This window comes from Chryseobacterium scophthalmum (assembly GCF_900143185.1).
GTDB lineage: Bacteria > Bacteroidota > Bacteroidia > Flavobacteriales > Weeksellaceae > Chryseobacterium > Chryseobacterium scophthalmum.
In genome coordinates, this window is the sequence record NZ_FSRQ01000005.1 from 38,392 (window position 1) to 62,632 (window position 24,241).

A 24,241-nucleotide genomic window follows, 5' to 3' on the forward strand; every position below is an offset into this window, starting at 1 on the left:
CCTTTATGTAACCAAAACTAAATAACTATGAAAAACTGCTATCTACTTGTAGTCCTTTTTATAATGGGTTACAATATAAATGCACAAGTGGGTATTAATACAAATAATCCCAAGTCGACATTGCATGTTCAAAAGAGAACCGAGCTCACTTTTCCAGACGGAATTATTCCGCCAAGAATTTCCGGAGATTCCCTCAGACTAAAAGAAGCAGCTTACACCGCAGCTCAAAATGGAGCGATTGTTTATGTAACAAGTCCAGCAACAACTACAGGCCCCAAAACGAATGGTGTTACAAGTGATGGTTTATTTATTTACGATGCCGTTATTAATAATTCAAGTGGAAACCCAGGTCTATGGTTTAAATTACCAACTACAGCAAGTAGCGGTACTACAGGTGACGGAGCATTTTCCGCAAAATTCACAAGTACCTTAAGTCTTTTAGGACTAGGAGTTGGGGGTGGAATTCTAAATCTGAATATTGGTGGAAGTTCAGGAGGAACTACTACCATACAAGTTCCATCAACAAGTATGAGTAATGGAGTATACACAGTTCCATCAACAGGTTTATACCAAATTAATTTCAGCTATAAAGAAGGAACGGGTGCAAGTGTTTCTCTACTTACCAATTCAGGAATTATTATTAACAGAACACCTGTCGGCTCTAGTACTGCAACAACTTTAGACTCTAAAGGATTTGGAGGAGTAAGTGTTCTTGCTGTTCTAACAGTCAGTATAACTCAAACAACAATTAATCACATTTATAGCCTTACTGCAGGAGATAAAATACAGTTTGGAATTAGCAGACAAGGTATCGCCACTTTGGATCTTGCAAATGCTTCCGAAGCAGATATTTCAATTTACAAAATCAGGTAACACAAATTCTTTATATGACAAAAGCTTTCTTACAATCTAAGAAAGCTTTTGATGTTTATGGTAAAAACGTTTATCTTACCGGAACGCTGCTAAAGTTTAATGCAACTTTCAGATTCATATCAGAGCTTGTCTGATTTTTAAGTTCGTAAACCGTTCTTACTGTTAAGCCTGAACTTTTTACTACAGAATCAAGAAAACCTGTATCATTATTTAAATCTAAATTTAAACTTGATGAATTGGTGTCAATAGCCGATCTTGAAGCAACTAATTTTTCCCCTGTTCCGTTTGAGGAGATATAGATTTTTATAGATTTCAAAGCGCTTAGATTGCCGCCACTTGGTGAAGCTACAGAAATTTTAGCATCTGAAATTCTTACATCTTTAATCTGCGCATTGTTGTTTCCGCCCACCCAAGTCTGCACATTGGATGCAGTGGCAGTAGAAGAAACTTCTTTATCTGCAGGAACTCCTGTAGATACCAAAACATTGGTTGTATACGGAAATGTATTTTGTACAATCGACTGTACCGCACCACAACTCGTCAAAGCGATGGATGATACTATTGCTAATGAAAATATATTTTTCATAATATTAAAATTTGAAAATTACATTTGCATAAACTATACCAATTTATTCTATTCTTACAGAAAAACGACCGACATTATCACCTTCTGCCATTAGATTTTTCCCGATGATAAGCCAAACTTCACCTTTACCTGAAATTTTATAAGAAATTTCTCTTCCAAAAGGTCCGTCGTATTTTCCGTCGGGTGTTTTAATTTGATTAAAACGAATATTCATATTATTATTTTCAGGAATAATGTTCGCTTTCAGTTGATCTTTCTTGTAGTTTGCAATTCTCACAACTACTTTTTGAATTTTATCTGTAAATTCACATTCTAAAGTACTTGGAAGTTTTTCGCCATCAACCAATTTTACGGTTTCGCCATTTTGCTTGCTTACATTTTCTTCCGATTTTGTATTTACTGATTGTAAGGTGTCATTATTTACTTTCGCATTAGTAGAATCTACTTGTAAAGCATTTGAAGACTGCTCTGAAACAATCACCGAATCTGCTTTATTTTCCTGTGAAGGAACTGCTTTTTTACATGATACAATCAATAAAAGACCTGCTAATAAAACTGAATTTTTCATAACAATTTATTTTTGAATGGTTTCATAATAAAGGATTTTAGATAAAAACGTTCGCGAAATACCTAACTTAATTTTTTCTAAAACCTTTTTTTTAAGGTCAACATCTTTTTTCTCCTCAGCATATTTTAAAAGATATTTTTCATTAAAATTTATTGAGTTGATATGATAATCGACCACAAAATCGGAACGTTTCATATTTTGAGAAGTTATGATTCCGCCCCAATTGATAAAACTGCATACTAAAACCATTCCATAAAAACACCAGCTCATCGAGTTGAAAAGAAATGCGTTTGTTTTTTGAGTCTGAACTTTCACAAAAGTCAACGTCAATCCTATCAAAGATAATATTAGGAAAGCGTAAACGCCCAATCGCTTGTAAGTAAAGCCTAAATTAACAATATATTCTGTATTTTTTAATATTGCCGAAATTACCAGAACTGCATTCAAAACAATCCAGATTTTTACTAAATTTTTCATTAAACCAGCCTTCGGATCAAAGTTGAAATTTGACTTAAAATAAAACATAATCACCAAAATTGCCATTACAATAGACACGATTACCGCGCCTACTCTTTCGTGCGTTTCTTCAGAAAGCTGGCTCGGTGTTTTTACGGTTTCGTAAAACTGCTCATAATTAAATGTAATTATAAAAAACAGCAGCAAAATATTTAATGAAATGAAAGAAATCACACCGCTCATTCTTTCGGTGTTCAGGTCTAGAAAAGAATAAGTGGGCTTCTGAATTTTATGCTTATCCTGAAAATCATTATCTAGAATATGGTTTTGTTTATAAATCATTTTTTCTACATAATAATTCCAATAATTAAAGGCAATAAAAAATCCTAAAACAGAAATACAGAACAATTGCCAAACATTAATTTCAAGTTGAAAATCAGTAAAAAGCCTGGCAAAATGATCACTTCCCATGGAATAGACTCCAAAAAAAACTGAAATCAAAATTAGAGGAATTCCTACAAAAGCCAACGTTTTTTGCCAAATTCCAGACATATTTCTTTTCGGAAGCCAATCGTCAAAACTGAAAATTCGGCATATAAATGTAAAGCAATTGACTATAAAAACAGGAATCAGCAACAAGATTTTCAGACGTTTGTTTTTTGACCGGAAAGAAAGCAGCAAAAGTGAAACGATTAATGCCAGAAACGAGCTAAAATCTGCAAACCATGCAAAAGCAATGCTCGACGAAATTCCTGTCGCAAAAAGCAGAAAGAAAGTTTTGCTGCGGTTTCTTTCCGGGGTTTTAATAAGCGTTAAAACTGAGTACAAAACGCCTAAAATACCAAGATTAAGACCTACATTTTCGTTATAAAACAAAACAATAAATGCAATGGTGCTAAGAAATATATAGTGATGTGTTTTCATGAGTTTAAGATTAAGGTTAAGGTTGAGGTTGAGTCTAAGGTTAATAGAAAACAGGAGTTTCTTTTTGCTTGAAAAAATCCTGAATATTTTCAAAATTCTGCCACAATAAAGATTCAAAATCGATGTGGTGAAATGCTCTCATACTTCTTCCTTTTTGGTAAGCATTGCGATACATTTTATGATATTCCGGAAGGATAATGCTTCCTAAAACAACTGCTGCCAAAAGATGAGCATTGAGCTTTCCGTTTCCAAGAAGCAAAAACTGCATGGCGATTTCGTCTTCGAAATTGGTTCCGCAACCTGTTAATAAATGATGTACGTCGTGGTTTTCCATTTTAGGAATCATTGTAAAACCATGCTTTTTATAAAATTCACCGAGTTTTCTGCCTAAAGAATCTTTATGAAATTCCAGCAATTGTTTTTCATTAAACTGCCATTGTCTTTTTTTCTTTTTGAAATATTTTCTGTAGAGTTTTTGTGTTTTGTCGTAAACGAAAAGGAGGAATTGTACACGTAATTTTTTCATAGTTATTTATGTTATTATTAAAAGTATGTAGACAAGAAATAAAATTGGGAAATTGAAAAATAACATAACTGCCGAATTTTTAAATTCTATTCTATTTTCTGGAAATACATAATAGAAAACAAAGAGAAACAATATCGAAAAGAGATTTATAATTAAATTGAATGCGGATAAAAACAATAAGATATATGCAAGCTCATCCTGTGTTTCAAACACTTTCAATAAAATAATTATAATTCCGATCAACCAACTAATGCCGAAATAAATTAATGCTACATTATTTAGTTTAAACTTCTTCATCACGTTCAAGCTTAAAAACCGTTATTTCCGGACGCACCATAAATCTTACCTGATAAGAATGTCCTAAAGCCCGGTTGATGTACAACATTCTTCCGTCTTTTAAATCAATTTCTCCGGAAACATATTTTCTGTTTTCCACCGGAAGAATTGGCGTAATCACTCCCGGAATTCTACATTGTCCACCGTGAGTATGACCACTTAAAATCCAGCCTTGATAACCGTTCCAGACATCTTTGTCGCAAACATCGGGATTATGACAAAGTACAAGATTTGCTTTTTCAGGATTATAATCTTTCATCACTTTCATCGGATCAAAATTGGGCGACCACAAATCATCAAAACCGATAATATTTAAACCATGAGATTCTGTTTGCTCATTTTTAAGCATGGTAACCCCATTGTTTTCTAAAATTCGATAAATCTCTTCTGAAGAACCCAAATCTTTCCAGTTTTTTCCGTAATCGTGATTTCCAAGAATTCCGAAAGTCCCCAGTTTTCCATAAACCGCTTTTGCCATTACTTTTTCTAAATTTTTATGATCTTCTTCCGTACCATGATTCACATAATCTCCGGTGTACACCACAAAATCAGGATTGAAATCTTGCGCTTTTTCGAAAGATTCAATCAAAAAATTCTAGTCGAATCTGTTTCCAACGTGTAGATCCGAAATCTGCATCAAAATTTTTCCTTCTAATTCTTCAGGTAAATTTTTAATGGGAAGTTTCCGTTCTACAAATTCTACCCAAAACGGTTCAATCTGCCAAGAATAGAGAAAAGGTAAAGCTCCAACTGCTGAAAGCTGTAAAAGTCTTTTTAGAAATTTTTTCCTAGTCATTATTTCAAAAAATCAAAATTAACTTCCGGCAAAAGGTGTCCCGAAAAGTCCCACTGCAAGCTCTACCCAGGTAAGAATCAGGACAAACAAAACCACAACGCATAAGAGAATTTTATAGGTTCTGTTTTTTACAATCCTACGAATCAAATCGATGATAAGAGCTGTACCAAATAAAAGTATTCCTGCAATAAGAAAATCGGAGGAAGACCAACTGAATTCTTTAGAAAATAGATTTCCAAGTACCGCAACACCCATTATTAGAGCGGGTACAGAATAAATCATTGTTGTTTTTTGTTTTTGTGTCATCATACTATTTTTAATTTTTATTTATATAAAGTACTTTGTATTTCAAAGTATATTTTCAAAAAAATATAGACTTTATCTGCCTATTAATTTTTCTAATGCATCAAGATGTTCGGTAAATGCAATTCTTCCTGATTGCGTTACACGGTATGAAGTTTTAGGTTTTTTACCTACAAATTCTTTTTTCACCTCAATATAATTGGCTTTTTCTAATGCATTGCTGTGACTTGCCATATTTCCGTCTGTAATTTCAAGAAGGTTTTTCATTTCAGAAAAATCAACCCAATCGTTAACCATAAGAACGGACATAATGCCCAATCTTACACGGCTTTCGAATTCTTTGTTGAGTTGACTGATGTTAATCATAGCTTATAGTATCTTAGTTAAACAGTTATTTAGTTATTTAGTTATTTAGTTTTATTTATTTTGGTGATAATTTCTTATAGTTTTGATGTATCCATTCAATAACTTTCCAATTTCTTCACATGAATTAATAGCGCTTTCAAATGTTATGTTATTTATATAATTAAGGTCTTTTGCTAAGATTAAATAATACTTTACCTCTTGTAATGATCCTTCAGAATGAGAAATATAATTTAGTTTATTTGGTAAGGTTTTCTTAGTAAATCCTTCTGCAATATTAGCTGGAATTGAAACAGCCGCTCGTCTTAATTGGCTTGTCAAAGCATAAGTTTCCTCTTTTGGAAATGCTGAACTTATTCTATAAATCTCCAAAACAAATTCATGTGACTTTTGCCAAACAATCAAATCCCTAAATGAAATAATGTTTCCCATAATCTACTAACTAACTAACTAACTAACTAACTAACTAACTAACTAACTAACTAACTAACTAACTAACTAACTAACTATTTATACTTCTTATGCATAATCAAGCCATACACAATATGCAAAACCCCAAAACCAAATGTCCATGCTACTAATCCCCATCCTAAAAAAAACAAAGAAATAAGTCCTAAACCAATCTGACAATATCCTAAATATTTTATATCTGTTAAAGTATATCGTTCTGCATTTACCAACGCCAATCCGTAAAAAATCAAAGTAGCGGGAGCAACCAATGAAAAAAGATGATGGTACAACAAGCCCAAACAAACAAATCCACCCGTCACTAAAGGGATTGCAAAGGTAAACAAAAGTCTTTTAGTTGTTGCATCCCAGATTTTCAAACCTTTCTTTTTACTTTTACTGGCTGTAAAAAAATATCCACTTAAGACGGCAACCACCAAAATCACAGTTCCGGTAATGACCAATTCATTGATCATACTTTTACTGAAAGTGATTCTGTCACCATCAAAATAATTGAGCCCTTCCCTTTCAAAAACATAATAAACATAAGCAGCACCAAGTATTGCCGCTAAACCAGCAACAACTCCGGATAATCCACTTAATGAAATAAACCTTGAAGATCGTTCCATCATAGAACGAATGTGCGATAAGTCTTCGTGATAGTTTTTTGATTCCATATAAAAAGAACTTTGAATTACAAAGTTATGTTTAATTTTCAAATAACAAAACTTTTATTGAAATATTTTGTTCAAATTCTTAACTTTAAAAAAAAGTATTGTATGGATAAAGAAACTTTGCGCTCAGAAATATTCAGACATTTGGATGGTGTCGTTACAGCACCTATCGTAGCTTCATTGATGAAAAAAGAAATCATTGCTTTGGTTATCGAGCGACAAAAAATGTCTTTGAACAAACTTTCTGAAGAGTTGAAAGCCAACGAAGGGTATTTGAATGTTGCGATTCGGGCTTTGGCATCGCAAGGCTTTTTAGATTATGAGGTAGATAACGAGACTGATCGAATCCTATTTTCTGCTAATAACAAAACTCAGTTTCTGCAAAAATACAGTTTGCTTTACCTTAAAGTAATTTCTTTTTTAAAACATTCTACGGATATTAAAAATCAGATCAACGAAAATTCATTTATTGAAGAATTTACACGATTGAGCGATTCTGTGAAAGATCATTTTGGAATTCAGCTTTCTGATGATAATGAAGAAAAAGAAATTCAGAAACAGATTTTAAAACATATTGAAGGCTGTATCATCGGTCCTGTCATCGTATATCTCGGAATGACAGGAATGTTTCATAAATACTTTATGGAGACTTCATTTCAGGCGGCAGAGTTTCATAAAAATTCGGAAAATTTTGAAGTGATACTAGACTTCTTGGCTTATTTGGGCTGGTTTAAAAAGACTGGCGACAATTATAAATTTACCGAAACCGGAATTTATTTTGCCAAAAGAGCTCCGTCATACGGAGTTACGGTTTCTTACCTTCCGTTGCTCAATAAAATGAATGATCTTTTATTTGGTGATGCTTCAAAAATAAGAGAAATTTCAGATGGCGAAGACGAAATTCACGTTGACCGTGCAATGAATGTTTGGGGAAGTGGTGGTTCACATTCCAATTATTTTAAGGTGGCGAATGATTTTATTATTCAAATTTTCAATCAGCCTATCCATCTTCAGCCGAAAGGTGTTTTAGATATGGGTTGCGGAAATGGTGCTTTTATTCAACATATATTCGAAACCATAGAAAGATATACAATTCGTGGGAAAATGCTCGAAGAACATCCTTTGTTTTTGGTAGGTGCAGATTACAATCAAGCTGCTTTGAAAGTAACAAGAGCCAATCTCATCAACAACGATATTTGGGCAAAAGTAATTTGGGGTGACATTGGAAATCCGAAACAATTAGCCGATGATTTAAAAGAAAATTATGAAATTGATCTTTCAGATTTACTGAATATCAGAACATTTTTAGATCACAATAGAGTTTGGAAAACTCCGGAAAACAAAAATCCTACAAGAATCAGCACTTCAACAGGAGCATTTGCCTACCGAGGAAAAAGACTTCCAAATAATTTGGTGGAAGAAAGCCTGAAAGAACATTTGGAACTATGGCTTCCCTACATCAGAAAAAATGGACTTTTAATTATTGAGCTTCACGCTTTAGATTCTAAACTGACAAGCGAAAATTTAGGTAAAACTCCAGCAACAGCGTATGAAGCGACGCATGGTTTTTCTGACCAATATATTTTGGAAGTTGATGTTTTTAAAAAGATTTGCATAGAAACAGGATTGCAGATTGATAAAGAACTATTCAGAAAGTTCCCTAATTCTGAGTTGGCAACGGTTTCAATTAATTTATTGAAAAGCTAAATTTCAATACATCTCACGCAGATTTTTTTGATTAAGCAGATTTCATTTTACTGTTTTATATCTGCTAAATTTGCACAATCTGCGAGAAAATAATTATTTAAACGAAAAAAAATGACATTTGAAACGATAGAAACAGAACGTCTCCTAATTCAAAAACTGGACTCTGAAACAATGAATCAAATTTTTGAATTGAATAATGATGACGAAATCAAGAAAATACTAGGTATCACAACAGATGAAGATTTTGACCGACAGAAAAAAATCCATCAACAAGGTTATCAATCTTACAATCGAAAAATGTTGAACTTTCAGATTGTAGAAAAGCAAAGCTCAGTAATTATTGGGAATTGTGGTTTTCATACCTGGAATCCTCAACATCATCGTGCTGAAATTGGTTATGCATTAAATGCTGATGAATTTAAAAACAAAGGTTTTATGAAAGAAGCTGTTGAAAAAGTGCTTGAGTTTGGCTTTAAAGAAATGCAACTCAACAGAATTGAAGCTTTGATCGATGAAAACAATACCCCTTCAAAAAAACTTTTAGAGCATTTTGGTTTTACCAGAGAGGGAAACCTTCGTGGTCATTATCTGGTGGATGGAATATTTGAAGATTCAGTATTATATTCTTTATTACAATCTGAATACAAAAAATAAGCGTTGAAAAATTTCAACGCTCTTTTTTTATTTTGCTCTTAATCGTTCTTTAATTGCCTCAATATTTTTCTTAGCAGAATCTTCGAGAATTAAACTTGCACTCATATGAATTCTTGCAGGCATTAATTCATTAAAATGCTCTGTTCCTTCCCAAGAAACTTTTTTAATTAAAGCTAAAGCGTCTTCGCTTCTTGTAGCCAAAGTGTTTAAGAATTTATCTAATTTAGAATCCATCTCAGCAATGTTTTCAGAAACTGAGTGATAAATATTATGTTGCTCTGCCCAATCTGCCGATCTGAAATCTGCATCAATTGCCATAGCCGAAAACTGAGATTTTCCGATTTTTCTTTCTACGTAAGGCCCGATTACGAAAGGTCCGATTCCCAAATTAATTTCAGTTAAAGCTAAAGCAGAATCTTTGGTTGCAAAACAGTAATCTGCACCACAAGCCAATCCTACTCCACCACCGGTAGTTTTCCCCTGAACTCTTACCACTACAATTTTTCCGCAATTTCTCATTGCATTTAAAACTTTGGCAAAACCTCCGAAAAATTTGGTAGATGCTTCCAGTTCTTCAATTGCCAAAAGCTCATCAAAACTTGCACCAGCGCAGAATGCTTTTTCACCCTCACTTTTTACAAGAATTGCTTTTACTTCTTTTTTAGCCCCTTCTTCTAAAATTGTTTCCGCTAATTTTTCGAGAATTGCTCCAGGAAGAGCATTACTTTTTGCTGTTCCGAAAGTAATTTCGGCAATATTATTTTTAATTTCTGATGTTACAAAATCACTCATTTTTAGTCTATATTCGATTTATACAAAAGTACTAAATAAAGGACTTTTGAGAAAACTAATGTTCTAATTTTTAGTTCTAAAAATATTTAAATTAAAACTCCATCAGTAAAAATACCGATTTTTAAATACCGTATTTATACTCTATTTTGCTCTAACCGAAATCCGTTATTTTGTGATAGATAAAAAAGTTATCAAACTAATTCCCATGAAAGCTTTTATTATGCTATAAGCTTTCAACAAACGATTCTAGGCATAAATGAAATTCCCCGTTATTCGGGGAATTAATTTTTTCAGAAAAAGCTTCATTTATTTTTTCCGTAAAGCAGCATTCTTTTAAATGCGTAAATTGCAGGAAATGTTTCAAATTTTTCAGCAATACGCTTTTTATACTCGATGATAAATTTTTCTTTATTCTCTTCATTCAATCTTTCCAAATACGGAATCAACGCTGAACCCGAAATAAACTGGAATAGTTGTTCTGCATTATCAGCAATAATTGGATATACTTTTATAAAAATATTTAAATCTTTCAATCCGGCATCAAACATCATTTTAGCATATTCATCCAAACTTAAAACCGGAGAAACCCTGTTCCAATGTTGAAGTTGTGTCTTGTAAGGTTCTTCCGAAGCAAGCTGAAACAAAATTTGATTAAGTATATTCTCTGATTGAATCGGCATTTGAACAGCAAATTGCCCGTTCTCACTTAATAAAGAAAGCAGCTTGGAAAATAATTTTTTGTGATCATCGGACCATTGCAAAGCAGCATTGCTAAAAATCAAATCCCATTTTTCTTCTGAATCGTATAATTCTTCAACCACTGTTTGCTTAAAACTTAAATTTTCATTTTTAAATTCTAAAGATTTCTGAAGCATTTCCGCAGAAGAATCAATTCCTAAAAATTCAGCATCTTCAAATTTTTCTGAAAGTATATGAGTTTGTTCACCTGTTCCGCAACCAATATCGATTGCTTTCTTGAGATTATCAGACGAAATTAAATTCATCAAATCGAAAAAAGGTTGATAACGGATATTTTTAAATTGATTGTAAACTTCAGGATTCCAGGGCATATTTTTTATTTTTATTTGGTTGTAAGGGCGGATTCCGTAGGAATCCTATCTGTGTAGAAGTGGATGGTGTGATGAGGGCGCGTTCCGTAGGAACGCTATCTCTAATTTCTAATCGTAAAATTCAAACAAATATTGTTCCTGAAATTCAATTTCAAAAGCATTTAAAAATTCTATATACTCTTCTTTAAAAGTTTTCTTTTTATGATGTAATTCTTGGTTTAAAATATAATTTACAACTTGCTCTTTCTGACTTTTTGCGTAAGAAAATGCACCATAACCTTGTTGCCACCCAAAGTGATTTAGACATAGCTTTTTTTCATTGATAAAATTTGTTGATTCTGTTTTGACGGTTTTCACCAGATCTGAGATAGTAATTTGTAAATTTTTATAACTAAAAAAGATGTGAACATGATCCGGATTCGCATAAATAGCCAAAACTTTTTGCCCTTTATTATTGAAAATACCACAAATATATTTTTCAATTTCATCACGAACAGAATTTATAATTTTATTGTCTCTACCTTTTGTGGCAAAGACAAGTTGAATATAAACTTGTGTGTATGTGTTTGGCATTTTTCACTTTTTTAGATAGCGTTCCTACGGAACGCCACGTTGCTAACCACTTTGTTTTCTACACAGATTGCATTCCTACGGAATGCCTCTTCTGCAATAGAATCCCTAAAGAACGACGCTCGCTTCAAAGAAAATTCTTAGGATTTTAAATCAATAATTTATTTGTTCTTTAAAGCTAAAATATACTTATCAATATACAAATCTTTTTCTTTGGATTTGTACTGCTGAATATATCTCGGATGTTCTAAAACGGTCATTTTTTCAAACAGATGAGCTTCCTGATTTAGTTTTGAAATAAAATCGGCATTCTTTTTCCCTAAAATAAAAACTTCGGAAATATCAAGATTTAAACTGATGTGTTTTTTCAAAGAATCAATCATAAAATCTTTTACATCATTGAAAAGCTCTTTATCGTCGTAATAATTCGCATTAATCCAGTTTCCTTTTGATTTTCTTACAATCGCCAACGGAAATGGAGAATTGATATAAATATCTTTGTAAAATTCATCTGCTCCTCCATAAGCAGCAATCATATCATAAATAAAAACTGAAGAAATTTCATGCGTATAAGCAGATTCCATTTTAATTCCGCAGACATTTTCCAATCGTTTTGTATCGGTGAACGGAACTCCGGTAACTCCTGCTCCATGACGACTCGGGTTAATTCCAATTAAAAATTTTCTTTGATTTGAATCGTTGTAATATTTATGATAAAACTTTTCCATAACAACCATTGTTTCAGGGTTATCTAAATACGGATTCAAAACCTGAAAATCGTTCGGTAACTTTCCGGAATATTGTAAATTTCTATTAAACTCGATGACTTTATCAGCAAAAGTTGCATTCATTAGTTCAGAAAAACAAAATTTTGTGGCTGATCATCTTCGCCTTCCTCATCGTCATCATCACTTAAAGCCAATTCGATATCAATGAACTGAATGTATAAGCCACAGATTTCTCCATTTACATCGTAAGCAAAATATACAGGATAAGATCCGTCACCAAAACCGCTTGCAAACATAGGAATGTGATAATTTGTATTTGGAATTGTCCAGTTAATCCAATCTCCTGCATCTCTTTGATTGTTTGGATTTTCTTTATAGCTCTGAGCAAACAGTTTTGCAAAATAATCATCATAAATATTATCCACATTCAAATCAGCAATAAATTTATCAAATTCAGGAAGCGCTTCTGCATCTGCAATACTACCTAATCCTGCATCAACATGAAAACCGAAAAAGTCATCTTCTTTTACTCCATCCAAATTTTCATTTCCAATTAAAGCTTCCTGATAAATAACTGGTTTTTCATTAGTAAATTTCACCTTTACTGCAGCGTATCTATCACCCCAATCTTCAGATTTTACAACAGCAATCGTTACTGGAAAATTTCCTTTTGGAGTTTCAATAAAATACGGTTTTTGTTTTGAATTAAGAAAAACCAAAGGATCTCTCACCACAACTTTTCCGGAAGGCAACGAAACATTTCCTATTTCCATAACTTCCATTTTTTCACCTGCAATTTCGTCTAACGTGAAGTAAGATTCTAAATCTGTAGGACAAGTAAGAATATGTTTTGCTTCTGCATATTTCTGCATCCAGTTTTCTTCCATGATAAAATATTTTTTGAATTGATTTTAAGTTTGAAAATAATGAATAAAAATTAAGGCATGAAATCTGGAATGTGTTTTAACAAAAGATTATAAAAAAACAGTGTAACAAAAATTGCTACACTGTTAAATTGTTTTATTGTTAAATTTAAAATATTAAATCAATCCAAACTGCTCAAAATGGTGAGTAAAATGCTTCTTATGCATCAACTCCCACATTTCTTTGTTTAATTTTCCGAACACAAAATTCATATGTTCTGCTTGTGGATTTTCTTTATAATAAATAGAGAATCTCTTCAAATTATCTAAGAAAGACTGTTTTGCAGCATCAAGATTTTTATGCTTTAATTCTAATAAAGTTTCATCTTCAGCCAAGAAAGGTGCAGGGAAATCTTTTGGCATTTTTCTGTGATTATACAGAGAATCTTGCCATTTTTCCAGCTGTTCTTCAGGAGTGAAACATTTGTCAGCTTCCGGTTCACCTAAACTTACCAAAACGCCATGTTCCAAATGCTCAATCATTTGCTGAGGAGACATTTTCCCCCAAGCTGGCTGAGTATTTTCAGATAATCCGTTTACAATTTTCTGAACATTTTTAAGATCAATAAAAGGAGAATGTTTAGCCACCAAAGTTAAAATTGTCGCTACGCAAACTACCTCTTCTCTTTGGTTCACCACTTCCACCAACCATTTTACAACACCAGAAGGAATATTTCTTCCTTTTACTCCACGGTTGATCTTTTCTTTTGCCGTTAAATAAACCGTAATCGTGTCTCCTGCATAAACAGGTTTGAAGAAAGAACAGTTTTCTAATCCGTAATTCGCAATTACAGGACCTTTTTTACCAGAAACAAATAATCCAGCTGCTGCGGAAAGAATGAAGTATCCGTGAGCAACGGTTTTATCGAAAATAGTTCCTGTTAAACTTGTTGCGTCTGTGTGAGCATAGAAATGATCCCAAGAAACATTAGAGAAATTAACGATATCTGCATCAGTAACCGTTCTTCCTGCGGTTTCTAAAGAATCTCCAACTTCAACTTCTTCGAAATATTTTTGGAAAGGATGTTTGTCAGAATATTTTTTCTCAGCACCTTGCTGATAAACCTTTGTAATTGCAGTCAAAATATCTGGAGAACCTTGAATGGCTGTTTTCTGAAGAAAGAAATGAAGACCGTTCAAACCGCCCATTTCTTCACCACCACCTGCTCTTCCGGGGCCTCCATGCATCAAAGTAGGAAGTGGAGAACCGTGACCTGTACTTTCTTTTGCATTGTCTCTGTTCAACACGAAAATTCTACCGTGCTGAGAAGCCATTTTCCATGAAGTTTCGGCTACAAATTTTTCATCATGAGAAATGATAGAACCTACCAAACTTCCTTTTCCTCTTTTTGCCAACGTAGCAGCTTCTTCCGCATCTTTGTAAGGCATCAACGTAGAAACCGGTCCAAAAGCTTCGACATCGTGAGAGATATTTTTCGTGAATGGAGAATCGTTTAAGAACAATTTCGGACTCATAAATGCACCATTTTCATAGTTTGCATCTACCAATTCGTGTTTTCCGTCATAGACAAGTTCATTTTCAGTTTTTAGAATATCAACTTTTCTTAAAACCTCATCATACTGCTGTTTTCCAACCAAAGAACCCATTCTTGTTTCTCTGCTTAATGGATTTCCGATTTTTGTCTGATCTAAAGCTTTAGATAAAGCATTCTGAACGTCACCAATTAAGTTTTCAGGAACAATAATTCTTCTGATTGCCGTACATTTTTGTCCAGCTTTCGTCGTCATTTCTGTACGAACTTCTTTGATGAATAAATCAAATTCAGGAGTTCCCGGTTTTGCATCCAATCCAAGAATTGAACAGTTCAAAGAATCTGCTTCCATGTTGAAACGAACCGCATTTCCAGCTACAGAAGGTAAAGATTTTAATTTTCTACCTGTATTTGCAGAACCTGTAAACAATACAGAATCTCCGTCCTGAACGTAGTCTAAAATATTTCCCGGTTCACCACAAACCAATTGAAGTGCCCCTTCAGGAAGAACACCGCTTTCGATCATATCCTGAAAAACCGCATTCGTTAAGTAAGAACCAAACGGCGAAGGCTTCACAATTGAAGGAACACCTGCTAACAAAGATGTGGATAACTTTTCTAACATTCCCCAAACCGGGAAGTTATACGCATTAATTTGTACAGAAACTCCTTCACTAGGCGTTAAAATATGAGCTCCCAAGAAAGTTCCATTCGCAGAAATCTTCTGAGTTTCTCCATCTACCCAAAACGGAGTGTTCGGAAGCATTCTTTTCGCCAAACCTGAATAGGTAAAGAAAGTACCAAAACCACCTTCAATATCTACCCAAGAATCTGCGTGTGTTGCTCCTGTTTTATATGATAATTCGTAATATTTTTTCTTTCTTTCTAAAAGGTAAAGCGCTACTTTTTTCAACATTTCACCACGATCGTAGAATGTCATGGATGAAAGGTTTTTGTAACCTACTGTTCTTCCGTAGTCTAAAGCCTGTTCAAAATTCAGTCCTTCAGTATCCGAGACAGCAACCTGTTCTCCTGTTACAGCGTTGTACAAAGGAATTCCGTTTCCATTTCCTTCGACCCATTCGCCGTAGATATAGTTTTTTAACTTTTCCATAAAATATTTTATATTTTAATTTAACGATGTATCAATCTAGCAGTTTACCAATGAGATGCTTCGAAAATCTCAGTATGACATTATGCAATTGTTAGATTTTTACATTGGTATATTGTTACATTTATTTCGGTTCCTGGTACGGAAACAATTTCACTAAACCTTCATACAAACTTCTGTGAAGAATTGTTGCGTGATTGTCTGTTTCCATCATTTTATATTCTATCGTCCAGTTTTTCTTGTTTGATTTTTTCAGAACATCATAGAAAGCTTCAGCATCTTTTACCATTACCGGGTGTTCCCCTTTTCCAACAGAAACATAAACGAATTTTTTAGTATCTGGAATTTTAGCTAACAATTGAGGAGCCTGTTTCAAGAGACTTTGATCATCCCACCATAAACTCGGACTGATGATAAAATAATTATTAAACATTTCAGGTTTTTTCAACAAAATTTCTGTTGCTAAAAGTCCGCCTAAAGATTGTCCGAATAAATATTTATCAGTTGTCTTAAACTGACTTTCGATATAAGGTTTTAATTCTTTCTCCAAAAAACTAATGAATTTATCAGAATGTCCTGTTGTAGGATAATCTTTTTGTAAATCTTTTAAATCCGTATGAAAAGTAAAATCTTTCTTTCGGTCAATATTCGCAATTCCCACCACAATAGTTTCCGGCATCGAATACATTTGATTAAAGAATTGAATCAATCCTGTAACGTGAATGAAATCTTCGTTCATACTTCCATCCAAAAGATAGATGATCGGGTAAGATTTTGTTTTGTCGAAATTTTGTGGAAGATAAATGTTCAGAACTCTATCTTCATTTAAGATCTTAGACTTTATGGTTCTAATTTCTCCAATAGTCAATGGTTTTACATTTTTAGTCTGAGCGAAGGTCAGAGATTGAAATGCAAGCAGAATACTGCAGAAAATGAGAAGTTTTTTTAACATATTTAAATTTAAAGTGGGTTATTTCACATCATCCCAAATGCTGTAATCAACAACTTTTGTAGGAATCTGCTGAACATATTCTGTAAACGGTTCGCAAGGTAAAATCGCATCTTTTCCTTCTCTTGCCAATTCCTGATAAAGTTTTGTTCCTTCTGTTTTCCATTTGATCATTTCATCGGAAACATCACGGATAATTTTTGCAGGACTTCCAACAATTAATTTTCTTGCATCACATTTGAAATTCGCAGGAACAAAAGCCAAAGCACCGATAATGCATTCATCACCGATAACCGCTTTATCCATTACGACAGCATTCATTCCAACCAAACAGTTTCTACCGATATGTCCGGAATGAATAATCGCACCGTGACCGATGTGTGCAGATTCTTCCAAAATTGTTTCAATACCCGGAAAAACATGAAGCGTACAGTTTTCCTGAACATTCGCGCCGTCTTTAATGATAATTTTACCCCAATCGCCACGAATTACTGCATTGGGACCGATATAAACTTCTTCACCAATCTCTACATTTCCAATAATTACCGCCTGTGGATGAATATAAGCAGAAGGTTTGATGATGGGGCGAATACCGTGATATGAGTAAATGTTCATAAAATTTTTTGTTAAAAAATTAATGTAACAATGTATCAGTTTACCAATGTAACAATTGAAAACTGCGCGCTAATTGTTACACTGATACATTGTTATATTGGTAAATTATTGAAAAAGTTATACTTTTTCAATCACCATTGCATAACCTTGTCCGACACCGATACAAAGGGTACACAATGCATATTTTTTATTTTGCTTTTGAAGTTCAATAGCTGCAGAACCGATGATTCTCGCACCGGAAACTCCAAGTGGATGACCAATTGCAATCGCTCCACCGTTTGGATTTATTCTTGAATCGTCATCCTGTAAACCTAAACTTCTTGTTACTGCTAAAGATTGAGCAGCAAATGCTTCGTTTAGTTCGATTACATCCATATCATCTAATGAAAGATCTAATCTTTTCAATAGCTTCTGAGTTGCTTCAACAGGACCGATTCCCATGATTCTTGGTTCAACACCGGCAACAGATGAACCTAAAATCTTAGCTTTTGGTTTTAGACCATATTTTTTTACAGCTTCTTCACTTGCAAGAATTAAAGCAGCTGCTCCGTCATTCATTCCTGAAGCATTTCCTGCTGTTACTGTTCCGCCTTCTTTTCTGAAAGCTGGACGAAGTTTTCCTAATCCCTCCATTGAAGAAGTTGGCTTGATAAATTCGTCTGTATCGAAGATCTTTGGTTCGCCTTTTCTTTGTGGAATTTCAACTTTCACAATTTCTTCCGCCAATCTTCCGCTTTCTTGAGCTTTAGTTGCTTTTTGTTGAGACCAAAGCGCAAATTTGTCCTGGTCTTCACGGCTGATGTTGTGCATTTCTGCTAAATTTTCAGCAGTGTCGCCCATCGCATCTACGCCATACATTTCTTTCATTTTCGGATTGACAAATCTCCATCCGAAAGTGGTATCAAACATCTGACTATCTCTACCAAAAGCAGTACTAGGTTTTGACATCACATAAGGCGAACGCGTCATATGCTCAACTCCACCTGCGATGTAAATTTCACCTTCTCCAGAAGCAATCGAACGGAAAGCATTTGCCACTGCAGACATTCCTGAAGCGCACAATCTGTTTACTGTTTCACCTCCGATCTTATAAGGAAGACCAGCCAATAAAAGTCCCATCCTTGCTACGTTTCTGTTATCTTCACCTGCCTGATTAGCACATCCGAAAATAACGTCCTCAATTTCCTCAACAGGAACTTCAGGATTTCTTGCCACAATTTCTTGAATAACAATCGCCGCCAAATCGTCTGCACGAACTTCTGAAAGTCCTCCAGACAATTTTGAAATGGGTGTTCTTACATAATCTATGATATATACGTTGTTCATAATTTTTATTTGAAAAATTTAAGAATGAGAAATTCTGAAAATTACTATATTCTCTTTTTCTATTTATTTGTTTTTATTTCTTATTTCTAAAACCTGTTGTAAAGTATAAGGTTCGTATTTAAAGTCCTTCCCGAACATTCTTTCAGCATCTTCCTCAATAGTAGAATCAAATCCGGCCTCTTTTCTTCTTTTATTTACATTTTTAAGATCTTTAACAGGCCATACAAAATTGATAAAAACCTGTTTCCCATCTTTATCCTTTGTCATTTCTCCTTTTCCCTGTGTTCCGTAGATCTGTTCTTTGTTTTCATTCATCAGATATCTGTCTTCCATCATCGCAACCCATGTAAAAGGAATTTCTTTCTTTTTTCCAGCTTCCTTAATGAGAGGCAGATATTTTCCAATCTTTGTTGAATGTTGAATGACATACCATGCCGCCTGATTCGTAGGCTCTCCTACCAATGTTTTGCCTGGGTAGCCATATTGAGAAATAATGTTTTTAATTTTCTGCATATTCAGGCTGTCGTGTTCCGCAACCAATTGCCAGTTTTTCTTTTCAAACTCTTCTTTATCAATATTCAGATCTTTCAGTAATTTATCCTTTTTTTCTGGAGTTATTTCGGAGTCAAAAAGCATTCTGTAGCCCTGATCTACTTTCATGATTTCATCGAGTTCTTTTTTCAAAACTTCGTTTACTTTCTGCTGAGCATTCATCAGAAAAGTTAAAAGCGTGAAAAGCAGTAAAAACATTTTTCTCATATTGTTTAAATTTGATGGTTGGTGCTTTTACAAATCGGTTACTTTTTTTCCGATTTTATAGACTGTTCCGACAAATTTTGCAATCAATTCTTCGTTTTGATTCGTAATTTTAATGTCGTAAACAGCGGTTTTTCTTGTATCGTTTACCAAGATACTTTCTGCTCTGAAAATATCACCCTCTTTTCCTGCTTTCGTAAAATTGATGATACAGTTCAATGCAACAGCTGCATCTCCGGAATTGTTGGACGAAAATGCCAATGCAGAATCCGCAAAAGCAAACGTAACGCCTCCGTGAACGGTTTTCAACCCATTAATCATTTCCTTTTTGATGGGCATTTCGAGTAGACAATAATTTTCTTTTACTTCGATCATCTTGATATTCATCCATTGGGAAAAATAATCCTGATCAAACATATATTCTGCAACCTGTCTTGGATTCATTTTTAATTTCTGCTTGTTATTTCTTCATATAATTCGTCCACCAATTTGTCATAAACACTCATGGTTTTACCGAGAATTATCTGCTCGTATGAAAGGTCTTCTGAATTTGATGGATTTTCAGTTGGATAAGGAGCATTTAAATTTATACCGTCTTCATTGGCAATTCTTTTGATCAGCTCTTTATATTTTTCATTAAATCTACCCAATAACTCAAGCTTTTCTTTATCATCGTCTATTGAAGAAAGTTCCTGAATTAAATATTCTTTTTCAATGAGAAGCCTTGTTTCTAACTCGGCGCGAAATCCATCTATATCCATTTTTTAATGTAATAATTTAACAATGTAGCAGTTTACCAATTGAGATTCTTCGCTTTGCTCAGAATGACAGACAAATTGCGACATTGTTAGATTGGTATATTGTTACATTTTACGAAGTAACGGGCTTTGTCTGTATCTTTCTTCCTGATATTCTTCGTAAAGACTTTGAAGGGTTTCGGAGATCTTTGCATATCCAATTTCTTTTCCCCAAGCCAATAATCCCTTTGGATAATTCACTCCTTTTTGCATTGCCAATTCTAAATCTTCATCATTCGCAACACCTAATCTTTTTGCTTCAACTGCTTCATTGATCAACATCGAAATAATTCTTAAAAATATTTGTTGATAAAGAGCTTCATCTTTTTGAGCAACCGGTTTTACAGCATCTTCACTATAATCGTAGAAACCTTTTCCGGTTTTTCTGCCGTGAAGTTTTGCTTCAGACATTCTTTGCTGAAGGAGAGATGGTTTGTATTTCGGGTCGTAGAAATATTCGTTGTAAACCGTTTTTGTTACTGAGAAATTGACATCAACTCCAATTAAATCCATTAATTCAAAAGGGCCCATTTTGAAGTTTCCAATTATTTTCATAGCATCATCAACCTGTTCTACAGTGGCGATATTTTCTTCAACAATTCTCAAACCTTCACCATAGTAAGGACGAGCAATTCTGTTAACGATAAATCCTGGAATATCCTTTGCAATAACTGGAATTTTACCCCAATCTTTCATCAGATTATAGATTTTTTCCGCTAAAGATTTTTCTGTCAGTAAAGATGGAATAACTTCAACTAAAGGCATCAAAGGAGCCGGATTAAAGAAGTGAATTCCGATGAAACGTTCCGGTTTTTGTAATTCCGCACCAAGAGAGGTGATGGAAATAGAGGATGTATTGGAACCAATTACACAGCTTTCAGAAACGTGTTTCTCTAATTCTGTGAAAACCTTGGTTTTAATTTCTTTGTTTTCAATGATAGCTTCGATTACTAATTCGCAATCTTTGAAGTCTTTCAATTCTGTAGCAATGGAAATGTTAGTTAAAATTTCAGTCATTTTCTCTGCCGAAATTTTTTGTTTATCAACCAATTTGGTTAATGTTTTTTCCAAACCTACAGTTGCCGTTTCTACTTGTTTTGCATTGGCGTCATAGACCCAAACTTTGCATCCGTTCGTTGCGGCTACTTGTGCGATGCCAATTCCCATCGTTCCGGCACCGATAATTCCTACATTCGTCATAATGTAACAGTGTATCAATGTAACAATGCAACAATCACTGTTAAACTGCTACATTGGTACATTGTTATATTAATTCTTATTTTCCTTTATAATTAGGTTTTCTTTTTTCTAAAAATGCTTGTACTCCTTCTTTGAAGTCTTCTGTTTCTGCAGCTTCTTGTTGAAGATCGCCTTCCAATTCCAATTGTTCTTTCAATGTGTTATCGTAAGAATTGGCGAATGCTTTTTTGGTTAATTTTAAACCAACAGTCGGCATATTGGATACTTTTTCTAAAATTTCCATTGATTTTGAATTAAATTCTTCTTCAGTGAAAACCTCAGCTACCAAACCATAAGCTTTTGATTCTTCAGCAGACAGTTTTTTTCCTGTAAATGCTAAGTAATTTGCCAATTGTCTCCCCAATAATTTAGGTAAAAAATATGTACCTCCTGTATCAGGAATTAATCCAATATTTGAAAATGCCTGAGAGAAATACGCTTTATTATTAGCTAAAACAAAGTCACAAATTAAGGCTAACATTGCTCCAGCTCCTACAGCCGGACCGTTTACCAAAGCAACAACCGGTTTTCTGCAACGGGTAATTTCAAGCACCAAAGGATTGTAATAATCTGTTACAATTCTTCTGATGATGTCGTTATCATGATGCTCACTACCCTGAACAAATGCATCATCCAAGTTCTGACCAGAACAAAAAGCTCTTCCTCGCCCTGAAATCGCCACACATCTTACTGTAGGATCATCACTACATTCTTTAATAAAATCTTTTAAATCTCCCAAAGATGGCTTTGTAAGCGCATTCATCGTTTCAGGCTGATTGAGGTAAGCAATTTTAAGCTTTCCGTCAAAATGTGATTCAATATCAAGTTGTGTGTACATAGTTTTTTAATTTAAAGATTAAATTATTTAAAAATTCAAAGATTTAATAATGCACTAATTTAGTCATAATGTAGCAATTTACCAGTCTAACAATGCAACAATTGTAATGTCATGCTGAATATACTGGTAAACTGTTACATTGTTATATTGCGACATTAATTCTAGTGGCATTTAAAATAATCAAAAGGTTCTAAACAGTCTAAACATTGATACGAAGCCTTACATAAAGTAGACCCGAATCGGCTGATCTGTTTTGAATTCATCGAACCACAACGTGGACATTTTTTAGGTTTCCCAATGTGATGTTCGTCGGCTCCTTTTTCGGGAGGTGAAATTCCGTAAACACGAAGTTTTTCTCTCGCTTCATCTGTCAGCCAATCTGTCGTCCAAATCGGAAACATTTTGGTAACTACTTTCGCATCCCAACCGTTTTCTTTCATCAATTTGATGATGTCTTCTTCAATGGTAAACATAGCGGGACAGGCAGAATAAGTCGGCGTAATCGTTACTTCACAAGAATTCTCGCTCGTAATTTTCGCTTCTCTCACAATGCCCAATTCCACAATATTGATTACCGGAATTTCCGGATCGGGAACGAGTTCTAATATTTCTAAAGGATTTTTCAATTTCAAATCTAACAATTTAACAATGTATCAATGTAACAATCATTGCTAGACTGTTAGATTGATATATTGGTACATTTTATTACCAAGTACATCCCGGATATGCTCTCTGCATATATTGCAATTCACAAAGCATAAATCCGAAATATTCTGTATGATATCCTGTTCTTGATTTTGGTTGCATGAAAGGGTTTGCAGGATATTCTAAACCGAAATCTGTAAAATCTTTTTGTGTAATCGCTAAAAACTCTTCGTAAAGAGCATCTGCATTTGGAGCAATATTTAAAGCTACCAAATCATCTTCTCCTTCTGTTTTTGCGAATAAACCTTTTGTGTATTCCCAAATATTTTCAATCGCTTTTTCTAAACGGGATTTACTTTCTTCCGTTCCCTGAGCAAAAATTTTCATCCAAGAAGCAGTATGAGTATAGTGATATCTTACTTCTTTCAAAGACTTCTGAGCAATTGCAGAAAGTTCTTCATTTGTAGAATTTGATAATGCTTCATACATCAACTTTTGATACACCGAAAAAACGTAAACTTTTAAAATCGTCTGAGCATAATCTTCGTTCGGAAGTTCTGTCCAGTGTGCATTTACATATTCGTGTTCGTATCTTAGGAAAGCTAAATCATCTTCGCTTTTTCCGTTGTCAATAACTCTTGAAGCATAAACGTAAAAATTGTTTGCCTGACCTAGTTCATCCAAAGCAATGTTTGTTAATGCAATATCTTCCTCCAAATAAGGACCTTCACCGCACCACGCAGACAAACGCTGTCCCATAATGAAACTGTCGTCTGCAAGTTTTAATAAATAATTATATAATGGGTTCATTTTTATAGAATTTAGAAATTAGAGGTTAGAAATTAGACTAAATTCTAGAATCTAACTTCTAACTTCTTTATTACATATTTTTTACATCGTTTGGAATGTCGTAGAACGTCGGGTGACGGTACAATTTGTCATCAGCAGGATCAAAGAAAGCTTCTTTATCAATTCCTTCTGAAGTCACGATATATTTACTTGGAACAACCCAAACTGAAGTTCCTTCTTTTCTTCTTGTATAAACGTCTCTTGCATTCTGCAAAGCCATTTCTGCTGTTGGTGCCTGTACAATTCCAACGTGTTTGTGAGATAATCCCGGTTTAGTCTGAATAAACACTTCCCACATATCTAAATTTGCCATAAATAAAATTAAAT

General features: G+C 33.9%; 30 protein-coding genes. 3 read left to right on the forward strand and 27 right to left on the reverse strand.

The window, feature by feature from the left end:
• The first annotated feature begins 27 nt into the window (after positions 1-27).
• A complete protein-coding gene (locus BUR17_RS18300; protein ID WP_143747621.1) occupies positions 28-873 on the forward strand; it encodes a hypothetical protein in 846 nt (281 codons plus the stop codon).
• 70 nt (positions 874-943) lie between these two features.
• Here BUR17_RS18300 and BUR17_RS18305 read toward each other — a convergent pair whose 3' ends face one another.
• The 10 genes from BUR17_RS18305 to BUR17_RS18350 form a co-directional block, all read right to left on the reverse strand.
• The gene (locus BUR17_RS18305; protein ID WP_074231952.1) at positions 944-1,459 is read right to left on the reverse strand and encodes a hypothetical protein; all 516 of its coding nucleotides are present in this window, start codon (positions 1,457-1,459) and stop codon (positions 944-946) included.
• Between the two features lie 43 nt (positions 1,460-1,502).
• Positions 1,503-2,027 (reverse strand): hypothetical protein, encoded by a 525-nt coding sequence (locus BUR17_RS18310; RefSeq protein WP_074231953.1) that lies wholly within the window; start codon positions 2,025-2,027, stop codon positions 1,503-1,505.
• A 6-nt stretch (positions 2,028-2,033) separates the two neighbouring features.
• Positions 2,034-3,407 (reverse strand): DUF4153 domain-containing protein, encoded by a 1,374-nt coding sequence (locus tag BUR17_RS18315; protein ID WP_074231954.1) that lies wholly within the window; start codon positions 3,405-3,407, stop codon positions 2,034-2,036.
• A gap of 40 nt (positions 3,408-3,447) precedes the next feature.
• Positions 3,448-3,933 (reverse strand): Coq4 family protein, encoded by a 486-nt coding sequence (locus tag BUR17_RS18320; RefSeq protein WP_074231955.1) that lies wholly within the window; start codon positions 3,931-3,933, stop codon positions 3,448-3,450.
• Positions 3,934-4,216: 283 nt separating this feature from the next.
• Positions 4,217-4,858: a metallophosphoesterase gene (locus tag BUR17_RS18330; protein ID WP_317043319.1), complete on the reverse strand. Its 642-nt coding sequence runs from the start codon at positions 4,856-4,858 to the stop codon at positions 4,217-4,219.
• Positions 4,859-4,864: 6 nt separating this feature from the next.
• Positions 4,865-5,065: a hypothetical protein gene (locus BUR17_RS21200; protein WP_317043320.1), complete on the reverse strand. Its 201-nt coding sequence runs from the start codon at positions 5,063-5,065 to the stop codon at positions 4,865-4,867.
• A gap of 18 nt (positions 5,066-5,083) precedes the next feature.
• The gene (locus tag BUR17_RS18335; protein WP_074231957.1) at positions 5,084-5,371 is read right to left on the reverse strand and encodes a hypothetical protein; all 288 of its coding nucleotides are present in this window, start codon (positions 5,369-5,371) and stop codon (positions 5,084-5,086) included.
• A gap of 72 nt (positions 5,372-5,443) precedes the next feature.
• Positions 5,444-5,734, reverse strand: coding sequence for a winged helix-turn-helix domain-containing protein (locus BUR17_RS18340; RefSeq protein WP_066675991.1), 291 nt, complete (start codon positions 5,732-5,734; stop codon positions 5,444-5,446).
• 51 nt (positions 5,735-5,785) lie between these two features.
• Positions 5,786-6,163: a four helix bundle protein gene (locus BUR17_RS18345; protein ID WP_185116697.1), complete on the reverse strand. Its 378-nt coding sequence runs from the start codon at positions 6,161-6,163 to the stop codon at positions 5,786-5,788.
• A gap of 74 nt (positions 6,164-6,237) precedes the next feature.
• Positions 6,238-6,855 carry a hypothetical protein gene (locus tag BUR17_RS18350; protein WP_074232158.1) on the reverse strand — a complete coding sequence of 206 codons (618 nt, stop codon included), beginning with the start codon at positions 6,853-6,855 and terminating at the stop codon, positions 6,238-6,240.
• A gap of 102 nt (positions 6,856-6,957) precedes the next feature.
• Here BUR17_RS18350 and BUR17_RS18355 point away from each other — a divergent pair, with 102 nt between their 5' ends.
• Complete coding sequence (locus tag BUR17_RS18355) at positions 6,958-8,559, forward strand: class I SAM-dependent methyltransferase (RefSeq protein WP_074232159.1); 1,602 nt, start codon at positions 6,958-6,960, stop codon at positions 8,557-8,559.
• 111 nt (positions 8,560-8,670) lie between these two features.
• The gene (locus BUR17_RS18360) at positions 8,671-9,213 is read left to right on the forward strand and encodes a GNAT family N-acetyltransferase (RefSeq protein ID WP_074231958.1); all 543 of its coding nucleotides are present in this window, start codon (positions 8,671-8,673) and stop codon (positions 9,211-9,213) included.
• Between the two features lie 27 nt (positions 9,214-9,240).
• Here the strand turns inward: BUR17_RS18360 and BUR17_RS18365 are convergent, their stop codons facing one another.
• The 17 genes from BUR17_RS18365 to paaB form a co-directional block, all read right to left on the reverse strand.
• Positions 9,241-10,005 carry an enoyl-CoA hydratase/isomerase family protein gene (locus BUR17_RS18365; RefSeq protein WP_074231959.1) on the reverse strand — a complete coding sequence of 255 codons (765 nt, stop codon included), beginning with the start codon at positions 10,003-10,005 and terminating at the stop codon, positions 9,241-9,243.
• 302 nt (positions 10,006-10,307) lie between these two features.
• Positions 10,308-11,075, reverse strand: coding sequence for a methyltransferase domain-containing protein (locus BUR17_RS18370; protein WP_074231960.1), 768 nt, complete (start codon positions 11,073-11,075; stop codon positions 10,308-10,310).
• 108 nt (positions 11,076-11,183) lie between these two features.
• Positions 11,184-11,648, reverse strand: a complete 465-nt coding sequence (gene tnpA / locus BUR17_RS18375; RefSeq protein ID WP_074231961.1) for an IS200/IS605 family transposase — start codon at positions 11,646-11,648, stop codon at positions 11,184-11,186.
• Positions 11,649-11,806: 158 nt separating this feature from the next.
• Positions 11,807-12,496, reverse strand: coding sequence for an SMUG2 DNA glycosylase family protein (locus tag BUR17_RS18380; RefSeq protein ID WP_074231962.1), 690 nt, complete (start codon positions 12,494-12,496; stop codon positions 11,807-11,809).
• Entirely contained in the window at positions 12,496-13,260 is a 765-nt protein-coding gene (locus tag BUR17_RS18385; RefSeq protein WP_074231963.1) for a DUF4241 domain-containing protein, read from the reverse strand. The genes BUR17_RS18380 and BUR17_RS18385 overlap by 1 nt, the downstream gene beginning before the upstream one ends.
• Before the next feature lie 153 nt (positions 13,261-13,413).
• Positions 13,414-15,903, reverse strand: coding sequence for a phenylacetic acid degradation bifunctional protein PaaZ (gene paaZ, locus BUR17_RS18390; RefSeq protein WP_074231964.1), 2,490 nt, complete (start codon positions 15,901-15,903; stop codon positions 13,414-13,416).
• Between the two features lie 121 nt (positions 15,904-16,024).
• Positions 16,025-16,852, reverse strand: coding sequence for an alpha/beta hydrolase (locus BUR17_RS18395; protein ID WP_074231965.1), 828 nt, complete (start codon positions 16,850-16,852; stop codon positions 16,025-16,027).
• 18 nt (positions 16,853-16,870) lie between these two features.
• The gene (locus BUR17_RS18400; protein ID WP_074231966.1) at positions 16,871-17,464 is read right to left on the reverse strand and encodes an acyltransferase; all 594 of its coding nucleotides are present in this window, start codon (positions 17,462-17,464) and stop codon (positions 16,871-16,873) included.
• 117 nt (positions 17,465-17,581) lie between these two features.
• The gene (gene pcaF, locus BUR17_RS18405; protein ID WP_074231967.1) at positions 17,582-18,790 is read right to left on the reverse strand and encodes a 3-oxoadipyl-CoA thiolase; all 1,209 of its coding nucleotides are present in this window, start codon (positions 18,788-18,790) and stop codon (positions 17,582-17,584) included.
• Between the two features lie 63 nt (positions 18,791-18,853).
• Positions 18,854-19,549 carry a DUF6624 domain-containing protein gene (locus BUR17_RS18410; protein ID WP_074231968.1) on the reverse strand — a complete coding sequence of 232 codons (696 nt, stop codon included), beginning with the start codon at positions 19,547-19,549 and terminating at the stop codon, positions 18,854-18,856.
• A 27-nt stretch (positions 19,550-19,576) separates the two neighbouring features.
• Positions 19,577-19,990 carry a PaaI family thioesterase gene (locus BUR17_RS18415; RefSeq protein WP_074231969.1) on the reverse strand — a complete coding sequence of 138 codons (414 nt, stop codon included), beginning with the start codon at positions 19,988-19,990 and terminating at the stop codon, positions 19,577-19,579.
• Between the two features lie 2 nt (positions 19,991-19,992).
• Positions 19,993-20,307, reverse strand: coding sequence for a hypothetical protein (locus tag BUR17_RS18420; protein WP_074231970.1), 315 nt, complete (start codon positions 20,305-20,307; stop codon positions 19,993-19,995).
• 102 nt (positions 20,308-20,409) lie between these two features.
• Positions 20,410-21,543, reverse strand: a complete 1,134-nt coding sequence (locus tag BUR17_RS18425) for a 3-hydroxyacyl-CoA dehydrogenase NAD-binding domain-containing protein (RefSeq protein WP_074231971.1) — start codon at positions 21,541-21,543, stop codon at positions 20,410-20,412.
• A 76-nt stretch (positions 21,544-21,619) separates the two neighbouring features.
• Entirely contained in the window at positions 21,620-22,420 is an 801-nt protein-coding gene (locus BUR17_RS18430) for an enoyl-CoA hydratase/isomerase family protein (protein WP_074231972.1), read from the reverse strand.
• Positions 22,421-22,581: 161 nt separating this feature from the next.
• Positions 22,582-23,046, reverse strand: a complete 465-nt coding sequence (paaD, locus tag BUR17_RS18435) for a 1,2-phenylacetyl-CoA epoxidase subunit PaaD (RefSeq protein WP_074231973.1) — start codon at positions 23,044-23,046, stop codon at positions 22,582-22,584.
• Positions 23,047-23,125: 79 nt separating this feature from the next.
• Positions 23,126-23,875, reverse strand: a complete 750-nt coding sequence (gene paaC, locus BUR17_RS18440; protein ID WP_074231974.1) for a 1,2-phenylacetyl-CoA epoxidase subunit PaaC — start codon at positions 23,873-23,875, stop codon at positions 23,126-23,128.
• A 70-nt stretch (positions 23,876-23,945) separates the two neighbouring features.
• A complete protein-coding gene (gene paaB / locus BUR17_RS18445) occupies positions 23,946-24,227 on the reverse strand; it encodes a 1,2-phenylacetyl-CoA epoxidase subunit PaaB (RefSeq protein ID WP_034679196.1) in 282 nt (93 codons plus the stop codon).
• Between the last annotated feature and the right edge of the window lie 14 nt (positions 24,228-24,241).

Coding starts and splice junctions, on each gene's coding strand:
- BUR17_RS18300 (WP_143747621.1), top strand. CDS start 28: ATGAAAAACTGCTATCTACTTGTAGTCCTTTTTATAATGGGTTACAAT.
- BUR17_RS18305 (WP_074231952.1), bottom strand. CDS start 1,459: ATGAAAAATATATTTTCATTAGCAATAGTATCATCCATCGCTTTGACG.
- BUR17_RS18310 (WP_074231953.1), bottom strand. CDS start 2,027: ATGAAAAATTCAGTTTTATTAGCAGGTCTTTTATTGATTGTATCATGT.
- BUR17_RS18315 (WP_074231954.1), bottom strand. CDS start 3,407: ATGAAAACACATCACTATATATTTCTTAGCACCATTGCATTTATTGTT.
- BUR17_RS18320 (WP_074231955.1), bottom strand. CDS start 3,933: ATGAAAAAATTACGTGTACAATTCCTCCTTTTCGTTTACGACAAAACA.
- BUR17_RS21200 (WP_317043320.1), bottom strand. CDS start 5,065: ATGACTAGGAAAAAATTTCTAAAAAGACTTTTACAGCTTTCAGCAGTT.
- BUR17_RS18335 (WP_074231957.1), bottom strand. CDS start 5,371: ATGACACAAAAACAAAAAACAACAATGATTTATTCTGTACCCGCTCTA.
- BUR17_RS18340 (WP_066675991.1), bottom strand. CDS start 5,734: ATGATTAACATCAGTCAACTCAACAAAGAATTCGAAAGCCGTGTAAGA.
- BUR17_RS18345 (WP_185116697.1), bottom strand. CDS start 6,163: ATGGGAAACATTATTTCATTTAGGGATTTGATTGTTTGGCAAAAGTCA.
- BUR17_RS18350 (WP_074232158.1), bottom strand. CDS start 6,855: ATGGAATCAAAAAACTATCACGAAGACTTATCGCACATTCGTTCTATG.
- BUR17_RS18355 (WP_074232159.1), top strand. CDS start 6,958: ATGGATAAAGAAACTTTGCGCTCAGAAATATTCAGACATTTGGATGGT.
- BUR17_RS18360 (WP_074231958.1), top strand. CDS start 8,671: ATGACATTTGAAACGATAGAAACAGAACGTCTCCTAATTCAAAAACTG.
- BUR17_RS18365 (WP_074231959.1), bottom strand. CDS start 10,005: ATGAGTGATTTTGTAACATCAGAAATTAAAAATAATATTGCCGAAATT.
- BUR17_RS18370 (WP_074231960.1), bottom strand. CDS start 11,075: ATGCCCTGGAATCCTGAAGTTTACAATCAATTTAAAAATATCCGTTAT.
- tnpA (WP_074231961.1), bottom strand. CDS start 11,648: ATGCCAAACACATACACACAAGTTTATATTCAACTTGTCTTTGCCACA.
- BUR17_RS18380 (WP_074231962.1), bottom strand. CDS start 12,496: ATGAATGCAACTTTTGCTGATAAAGTCATCGAGTTTAATAGAAATTTA.
- BUR17_RS18385 (WP_074231963.1), bottom strand. CDS start 13,260: ATGGAAGAAAACTGGATGCAGAAATATGCAGAAGCAAAACATATTCTT.
- paaZ (WP_074231964.1), bottom strand. CDS start 15,903: ATGGAAAAGTTAAAAAACTATATCTACGGCGAATGGGTCGAAGGAAAT.
- BUR17_RS18395 (WP_074231965.1), bottom strand. CDS start 16,852: ATGTTAAAAAAACTTCTCATTTTCTGCAGTATTCTGCTTGCATTTCAA.
- BUR17_RS18400 (WP_074231966.1), bottom strand. CDS start 17,464: ATGAACATTTACTCATATCACGGTATTCGCCCCATCATCAAACCTTCT.
- pcaF (WP_074231967.1), bottom strand. CDS start 18,790: ATGAACAACGTATATATCATAGATTATGTAAGAACACCCATTTCAAAA.
- BUR17_RS18410 (WP_074231968.1), bottom strand. CDS start 19,549: ATGAGAAAAATGTTTTTACTGCTTTTCACGCTTTTAACTTTTCTGATG.
- BUR17_RS18415 (WP_074231969.1), bottom strand. CDS start 19,990: ATGAATCCAAGACAGGTTGCAGAATATATGTTTGATCAGGATTATTTT.
- BUR17_RS18420 (WP_074231970.1), bottom strand. CDS start 20,307: ATGGATATAGATGGATTTCGCGCCGAGTTAGAAACAAGGCTTCTCATT.
- BUR17_RS18425 (WP_074231971.1), bottom strand. CDS start 21,543: ATGACGAATGTAGGAATTATCGGTGCCGGAACGATGGGAATTGGCATC.
- BUR17_RS18430 (WP_074231972.1), bottom strand. CDS start 22,420: ATGTACACACAACTTGATATTGAATCACATTTTGACGGAAAGCTTAAA.
- paaC (WP_074231974.1), bottom strand. CDS start 23,875: ATGAACCCATTATATAATTATTTATTAAAACTTGCAGACGACAGTTTC.
- paaB (WP_034679196.1), bottom strand. CDS start 24,227: ATGGCAAATTTAGATATGTGGGAAGTGTTTATTCAGACTAAACCGGGA.